This is a genomic window from Streptomyces roseus, assembly GCF_001044425.1.
GTDB classification, from domain to species: Bacteria; Actinomycetota; Actinomycetes; order Streptomycetales; family Streptomycetaceae; genus Streptomyces; species Streptomyces roseus.
This window is the reverse complement of the sequence record NZ_LFML01000086.1, coordinates 1-7,356: the sequence shown is the minus strand read 5'-3', so window position 1 is coordinate 7,356 and position 7,356 is coordinate 1. Positions and strand designations below refer to the sequence as shown.

General features: G+C 71.9%; 6 protein-coding genes. 1 reads left to right on the top strand and 5 read right to left on the bottom strand.

Going from position 1 to position 7,356, the window contains the following annotated elements; genetic code table 11:
* On the top strand, window positions 1-1,496 hold a 1,496-nt coding region (locus ACS04_RS21955), incomplete at its 5' end, for a MinD/ParA family ATP-binding protein (RefSeq protein ID WP_048478422.1).
* A gap of 61 nt (window positions 1,497-1,557) precedes the next feature.
* On the opposite strand, the gene ACS04_RS21950 is transcribed toward ACS04_RS21955, so the two are convergent.
* The 5 genes from ACS04_RS21950 to infB form a co-directional block, all read right to left on the bottom strand.
* Window positions 1,558-2,514: a bifunctional riboflavin kinase/FAD synthetase gene (locus ACS04_RS21950; RefSeq protein ID WP_078865122.1), complete on the bottom strand. Its 957-nt coding sequence runs from the start codon at window positions 2,512-2,514 to the stop codon at window positions 1,558-1,560.
* 314 nt (window positions 2,515-2,828) lie between these two features.
* The gene (gene truB, locus ACS04_RS21945) at window positions 2,829-3,737 is read right to left on the bottom strand and encodes a tRNA pseudouridine(55) synthase TruB (RefSeq protein WP_048478420.1); all 909 of its coding nucleotides are present in this window, start codon (window positions 3,735-3,737) and stop codon (window positions 2,829-2,831) included.
* Window positions 3,734-4,195, bottom strand: a complete 462-nt coding sequence (rbfA, locus tag ACS04_RS21940; RefSeq protein WP_048478419.1) for a 30S ribosome-binding factor RbfA — start codon at window positions 4,193-4,195, stop codon at window positions 3,734-3,736. The genes truB and rbfA overlap by 4 nt, the downstream gene beginning before the upstream one ends.
* Before the next feature lie 28 nt (window positions 4,196-4,223).
* Window positions 4,224-4,517 carry a DUF503 domain-containing protein gene (locus ACS04_RS21935; RefSeq protein ID WP_030651158.1) on the bottom strand — a complete coding sequence of 98 codons (294 nt, stop codon included), beginning with the start codon at window positions 4,515-4,517 and terminating at the stop codon, window positions 4,224-4,226.
* Window positions 4,518-4,670: 153 nt separating this feature from the next.
* Window positions 4,671-7,356: translation initiation factor IF-2 (infB, locus tag ACS04_RS21930; RefSeq protein WP_078865120.1), on the bottom strand; the 2,686-nt coding region annotated here is incomplete at its 5' end.

Below are 7,356 nucleotides of genomic sequence, written 5' to 3'. Positions count from 1 at the left end.
CGAACCCCGGCCCCGCCGCGACGCCGGCGCCCGCACCGGCACCCGCACCGCAGGACGGCTACGGGTTCCCCCCGAATCCCGCGCCGCAGCAGCAGCCGCAGCCGGTGCCGCAGCCCCCCGTCGCCCCCGTCAGCGGGGGCGACTACGCCTTCCCGCCCGCGCAGCACGCGCCCGTAGCGCCGCAGCCCGAGCAGCAGCAACAGCCGTACCAGCAGCCGCAGTACGACCCCCGTACCGGCGCCCAGTGGCCCGCCGGACCCCAGCCGGGCCCGCAGCCGCACGACCCCCGCTACCAGACCGGCCCCGGCTCCGGCGGCGGCGCGCCCCTCGGCTACACCGCCGCCGTCGAGCTGTCCTCCGACCGCCTGCTGCGCGGCAAGCAGAAGCCCCGGCCGCAGCGCTCCGGGTTCCGTTTCGGCGGCAAGGCCGCCGAGGCCGAGCGCCTGCGCAAGCTGGAACTGATCCGCACCCCGGTCATGTCCTGCTACCGCATTGCCGTCATCAGCCTCAAGGGCGGCGTCGGCAAGACCACGACCACCACGGCCCTCGGCGCCACCCTCGCCACCGAGCGCCAGGACAAGATCCTGGCCATCGATGCGAACCCCGACGCCGGCACCCTGGGCCGCCGCGTCCGCCGCGAAACCGGGGCCACGATCCGCGACCTGGTCCAGGCGATCCCGTACCTGAACTCGTACATGGACATCAGGCGGTTCACCTCCCAGGCCCCCTCGGGCCTGGAGATCATCGCCAACGACGTCGACCCGGCCGTCTCGACGACGTTCAACGACGAGGACTACCGCCGCGTCATAGACACCCTCGGCCGCCAGTACCCGATCATCCTCACCGACTCGGGCACCGGTCTCCTCTACTCCGCCATGCGCGGGGTCCTGGACCTGGCCGATCAGCTGATCATCATCTCGACCCCGTCGGTGGACGGCGCCAGCAGCGCGAGCACCACGCTCGACTGGCTCTCCGCGCACGGGTACGCCGATCTCGTCTCCCGCTCGATCACCGTCATCTCCGGGGTCCGCGAGACCGCCAAGATGATCAAGGTCGAGGACATCGTGCAGCACTTCGAGACCCGCTGCCGGGGCGTGGTCGTGGTGCCGTTCGACGAGCACCTCGCGGCCGGCGCCGAGGTCGACCTCGATCTGCTGCGGCCCAAGACCCGGGAGGCGTACTTCAACCTCTCCGCGCTCGTCGCCGAGGACTTCGTCCGCGCCGCCCAGCAGGCTCCCCCGAACCACTGGGGAGCTCCTCAGCAGCCCCAGCCCCAGCAGCCGCAGGCCTACCAGCAGCCTCCGCAACCACAGCCGCAGCCGCAGCCGCAGGGCCAGCCGTACGGCCAGCCGCAGGGGCCGTCCCCGTACCAGCAGCCTCCGCAGCCGTACGCCCAGCCCTATCCGCAGCCCGGCCAGCCCTGGCAGCCCCAGCAGCAGCCGCCCCAGCAGCCCCAGCCCCCTCAGCAGCCCCCGCGCGACCCGCGCCTGGGCTGACGGGGACGGCAGCGCGAAGGGCCCGTACCTCCCCGGGGAGGTACGGGCCCTTCGCGCTGGCTCAGTGTTCCGCGTCGTACGTCTCGGTCAGCGTCCGCGCCCGCTTCACGTCGTCCGCGATGGCTTCGAGGAGCCCGTCCAGCGAGTCGAACTTGGCCATGCCGCGCACGTACGCGAGGAAGTCCACCGTCACGTGCAGGCCGTACAGGTCCAGGCCGACCCGGTCGATCGCGTACGCCTCCACGGTCCGCTCGGTGGCGTCGAACTGGAGGTTCGTGCCGACCGAGATCGCGGCCGGCATCCGCTCGCCGCCCGCCGTGAGCCAGCCCGCGTACACCCCGTCCGCCGGGATCGCGGTGTGCGGCGGCGTCTCGACGTTGGCCGTCGGGAAGCCGAGCTCGCGACCGCGCTGGGCGCCGCGCACGACGACGCCCTCGACCCGGTGCGGCCGGCCCAGGATCTCGGCCGCGCCGTCCATGTCGCCCTCGGCGACCAGCTTGCGCGCCAGGGTGGAGGAGAACGGCACGCCGCCGCCCGCGGCGCCGCGCTCGACCAGGTCCACGACCTCGACCTCGTAGTCGTACGTGGCGCCCAGCTCGCGCAGGAAGTCGACGTTCCCGGAGGCCCGGTGGCCGAAGCGGAAGTTCGGGCCCTCGATGACGGCCCGCGCGTGCAGCTTGTCGACGAGCACCTTCACGATGAAGTCGGCCGGGGAGAGCTGCGAGAACTCCGCTGTGAACGGCAGGATCAGCAGCGCGTCCACGCCCAGCCCGGCCATCAGTTCGGCACGGCGGTCGTACGGGGCCAGGATCGGCGGGTGGCTGCCGGGGCGCACGACCTCGCTCGGGTGCGGGCTGAAGGTGACGACGACGGACGGGACGCCGAGCGCGCGGGCCTTGGCCACGGCGCGCCCGATGATCAGCTGGTGGCCCCGGTGCACACCGTCGTACGAGCCGATGGTGACGACGCTGCGTCCCCAGTCCTGGGGGATGTCCTCCAAGCCACGCCAGCGCTGCACTGTGACCGCTCCTCGCCCGAACCGTTGATGGCCCTGTCCTGGTTGCCGTTTGCTGGTCTAAGACTGCCATGCCGGTGCCCGGGGTCCCGCATCGGCGTCTGGCTGGGGCCGCTCTCCGTCATCTCCGGGGGGCGCACCGGCGGCGGGGAGGAGCGCGGAGGGGGAAAGCGCCCCCTCGCACTCCCTCCAGTCACTCCGCGCGCCTGCCCGGACGGGTGAATAAGGGGGCCGGGCTGGATAGAGACCTACCCGAGGGGGGTCGTGGAGCGGTGAGCGGCATGCGATGGGCGCTCGCCGCTCCACGTCGGGGTGGATCAGGCGAAGACGGCCAGCGACTTCGCCTTGCCGCCCTTGTTCTCGACCAGCCCGAGCAGGACGCCGTCCGGCCCGAAGACCGCGACCGTCTGCCCCGCGGCGTAAGCGTCCGGCATGTCGATCCGCACGCCGTTGCCGAGCAGCGAGGCACGCCGGGCGTCGAGGTCCCAGCGCGGGAAGGCGGCGGCCGCCGCCTCGCCGATGGGCATGACGGTCAGCTCCTCCTGGAGCTGGTCCAGGGTCCGCGCCCGGTCGATCTTGTACGGGCCCACGCGGGTGCGCCGCAGCGCGGTGAGGTGTCCGCCGACGCCGAGGTCGGCGCCGAGGTCACGGGCGAGCGCGCGGATGTACGTACCGCTGGAGCAGACGACGGAGACGACGAGGTCGACGACCTTGGTGCCGTCCTCGGCCTGTGCGTCGCGCATGTCGTACACCTGGAACGAAGAGATGGTCACCGGCCGGGCCGGGATCTCGAAGTCCTCGCCGTCGCGGGCGCGCTTGTAGGAGCGCACCCCCTTGATCTTGATGGCGCTGACCTTCGACGGGACCTGCATGATCTCGCCGGACAGCTTGGCGATGCCCTTGTCCACGGCCTCGCGGGTCACCGCGGAGGCGTCCGCCGAGGAGGTGATCTCACCCTCCGCGTCGTCCGTCAGCGTGTTCTGGCCGAGGCGGATCGTCCCGAGGTACTCCTTCTCGGTGAGCGCGAGGTGGCCGAGGAGCTTGGTGGCCTTCTCGACGCCCAGGACGAGGACGCCGGTCGCCATCGGGTCGAGCGTGCCGGCGTGGCCGACGCGGCGGGTCTTGGCGATCCCGCGCATCTTGGCGACCACGTCGTGCGAAGTGAAGCCGGACGGCTTGTCGACGATGACAAGGCCGTCCGGCGTCTTCCCTGCGTTGCTGCTCATTCCGCGGCCGCGTCCTCGTCGGAGTCGTCGGCGTCCTCACCAGGCTTCTTGTACGGGTCGGCGTCGCCGGCGTACTGGGCGCCCGAGGACACCTCGCGCACCTGGGCATCGGAGCTCCGCGCCTTTTCGAGGAGGTCCTCGATGGTCTTGGCGTTCTCCGGGAGGGCGTCCGCGACGAAGGTCAGGGTGGGCGTGAACTTGGTGCCCGCCGCCCGGCCGACCGCGGAGCGCAGGACGCCCTTGGCGCTTTCGAGGCCCGCCGCCGCACTGGCGCGGTCCTCGTCGTCCCCGTAGACCGTGTAGAAGACCGTGGCCTCCCGCAGGTCGCCGGTGACCCGGGTGTCCGTGATGGTCACGTGCGTACCGAGGCGGGGGTCCTTGACACCGCGCTGCAGCTTCTCGGCCACCACCTCCCGGATGAGGTCCGCCAGCTTCTTCGCCCGCGCATTGTCGGCCACTGGTCCGTCTCCTTCTGATGTCTTGCAGTCAGTCTTCATCACCGTGCAGCCGCCGTCTCACCGACAGCAGCTCCACTTCCGGACGTGCCGCGACCAGCCGCTCGCAGCGGTCCAGCACGTCCGAGAGGAACCCCGCGTCCCCACTGACCAGAGCGACCCCGATACGGGCCCTGCGGTGCAGATCCTGGTCGCCCACTTCGGCCGCGCTCACGGAGAACTTGCGTTGGAGCTCGGCGACGATGGGCCGGACGACAGAGCGTTTCTCCTTCAGCGAGTGGACGTCGCCGAGGAGCAGGTCGAAGGACAGAGTCCCCACGTACATTCAGTTCCGGATGTCCCGCCGGTGCGGGTTCGGTGGCCTGCCGGCCGTCGCGCGGCAGGATCACCAGAACCGTACACGCAACGGCCGGGGCCGATCGACGGATATTCCGCCGACCGGCCCCGGGCTTACGACACGGTGCGAACCGCCTCGCGCTTACGCGCGGGGCTTCTCGCGCATCTCGTACGTCGCGATGACGTCGTCGATCTTGATGTCGTTGAAGGAACCGAGGTTGATACCACCCTCGAAGCCCTCGCGGATCTCGGTGACGTCGTCCTTGAAGCGGCGCAGACCGGAGATGGTGAGGTTCTCGGCGATGACCTTGCCATCGCGCAGGAGCCGCGCCTTGGTGTTGCGCTTGACCTCGCCGGAGCGGATGAGGACACCCGCGATGTTGCCCAGCTTGGACGAGCGGAAGATCTCGCGGACCTCCGCCGTACCGAGCTCGACCTCTTCGTACTCCGGCTTGAGCAGACCCTTGAGGGCCGCCTCGATCTCCTCGATGGCCTGGTAGATCACCGAGTAGTAGCGGACGTCGACACCCTCGCGGTCCGCCATCTGCGCGGCACGGCCGGCCGCACGGACGTTGTAACCGATGACGATGGCGTCGGAGCCCATCGCCAGGGCGATGTCGGACTCGGTGACCGCACCCACACCGCGGTGCAGGACGCGGATGTCGACCTCTTCGCCGACGTCGAGCTGGAGCAGCGAGGACTCGAGGGCCTCGACCGCACCGGACGCGTCGCCCTTGATGATGAGGTTGAGTTCCTGGACCAGACCGGCCTTGAGGACCGAGTCGAGGTCTTCCAGGGACACCCGGCGGACGCGCTTGGCGAAGTTGGCGTTGCGCTCGCGCGCAGCACGCTTCTCGGCGATCTGACGGGCGGTGCGGTCCTCGTCCACGACGAGGAAGTTGTCGCCGGCGCCGGGGACGTTGGTGAGACCCAGGACCAGGACGGGGGTCGACGGACCCGCTTCCTCGACGTTGTTGCCCTTGTCGTCGAGCATGGCGCGCACACGGCCGTAGGCGTCGCCCACGACCATCGTGTCGCCGACGCGGAGCGTTCCGCGCTGGACGAGGACGGTGGCGACGGCACCGCGGCCACGGTCGAGGTGGGACTCGATCGCAATACCCTGAGCGTCCTGCTCGGGGTTGGCGCGCAGGTCGAGCGAGGCGTCGGCGGTGAGGACGACGGCCTCCAGCAGGGAGTCGATGTGCAGACCCTGCTTGGCGGAGATGTCGACGAACATCGTGTCGCCGCCGTACTCCTCGGCGACCAGACCGAACTCGGTGAGCTGACCGCGCACCTTGACCGGGTCGGCACCCTCGACGTCGATCTTGTTGACCGCGACGACGATCGGGACGCCGGCGGCCTTGGCGTGGTTCAGCGCCTCGATCGTCTGCGGCATGACGCCGTCGTTGGCCGCGACCACGAGGATCGCGATGTCGGTCGACTTGGCACCGCGGGCACGCATGGCGGTGAACGCCTCGTGACCGGGGGTGTCGATGAAGGTGATCTTGCGGTCTTCACCGTTGACGGTGGTGCCCACCTGGTAGGCACCGATGTGCTGGGTGATGCCGCCGGCCTCGCCCGCGACGACGTTCGTCTTGCGGATGGCGTCGAGCAGTCGGGTCTTACCGTGGTCGACGTGACCCATGACGGTGACGACCGGGGGACGCGGCATGAGGTATTCCTCGCCGCCCTCGTCCTCGCCGAACTCGATGTCGAAGGTCTCGAGGAGCTCGCGGTCCTCCTCCTCCGGGCTGACGATCTGAACTTCGTAGTTCATCTCGCCCGCGAGGAGCTGGAGGGTCTCGTCGGAGACGGACTGCGTGGCAGTGACCATCTCGCCGAGGTTCATCATGACCGCGACCAGCGATGCCGGGTTGGCGTTGATCTTCTCGGCGAAGTCGGTGAGGGACGCACCGCGCGACAGGCGAACGGTCTCGCCGTTGCCGCGGGGCAGCATCACGCCGCCGACCGACGGGGCCTGCATGGCCTCGTACTCCTGGCGCCTCTGACGCTTCGACTTGCGACCGCGACGGGCGGGCCCGCCGGGACGGCCGAAGGCACCCTGCGTGCCACCACGGGCACCGGGACCGCCGGGACGGCCACCGAAACCGGGACGACCGCCGCCACCGGCACCGGCCGGGCCGCCGCCGAAGCCGCCGCCACCCGGACGCGGGCCGCCGAAGCCGCCGCCGCCCGCGGGACGCGAGCCGGGACCGGCCGGACGGCCGGCGAAGCCGCCGCCACCGGGACGACCGGCGCCACCACCGGGACGCGGACCACCGGCACCGGGACCGCGGCCACCGGGGCCGCCGCCGGGACGGGGACCGGGACCACCGGCAGCGGGACGCTGCGGCATCATGCCCGGGTTCGGACGGTTACCGCCAGGAGCACCACCGGGACGCGGGGCGCCGCCCTGCGGACGGGGCATGCCGCCCGGGGTCGGACGACCCGCACCGGGACCCTGCGGACGCGGAGCGCCACCGGGACCACCCTGCGGGCGGGGGGCACCCTGGCCGCCGCCGGCGCCGGGGGCACCGGGACGGGGAGCGCCGGCCGGACGGGGCGCCTGCGGGCGCGCCATGCCGGTGGAGCCACCAGAGGTGAAGGGGTTGTTGCCCGGACGGGGACCGGCCGGACGGGCGCCCTGCGGACGCGGGGCCTGGGAACCGGGACCGGAGGGACGCTGTCCCTGACCGGGGGCGGTGCCTGCCGGGCGCGGGGCGCCGGGACGGGCGCCGGCCTGGCCGCCCTGGGCCGCGGGACGCTGCTGCGCCGGACGCGGGCCGGGGGTCGCGCCGGGACCGGCGGGACGCTCGGTGCGCGCCGGG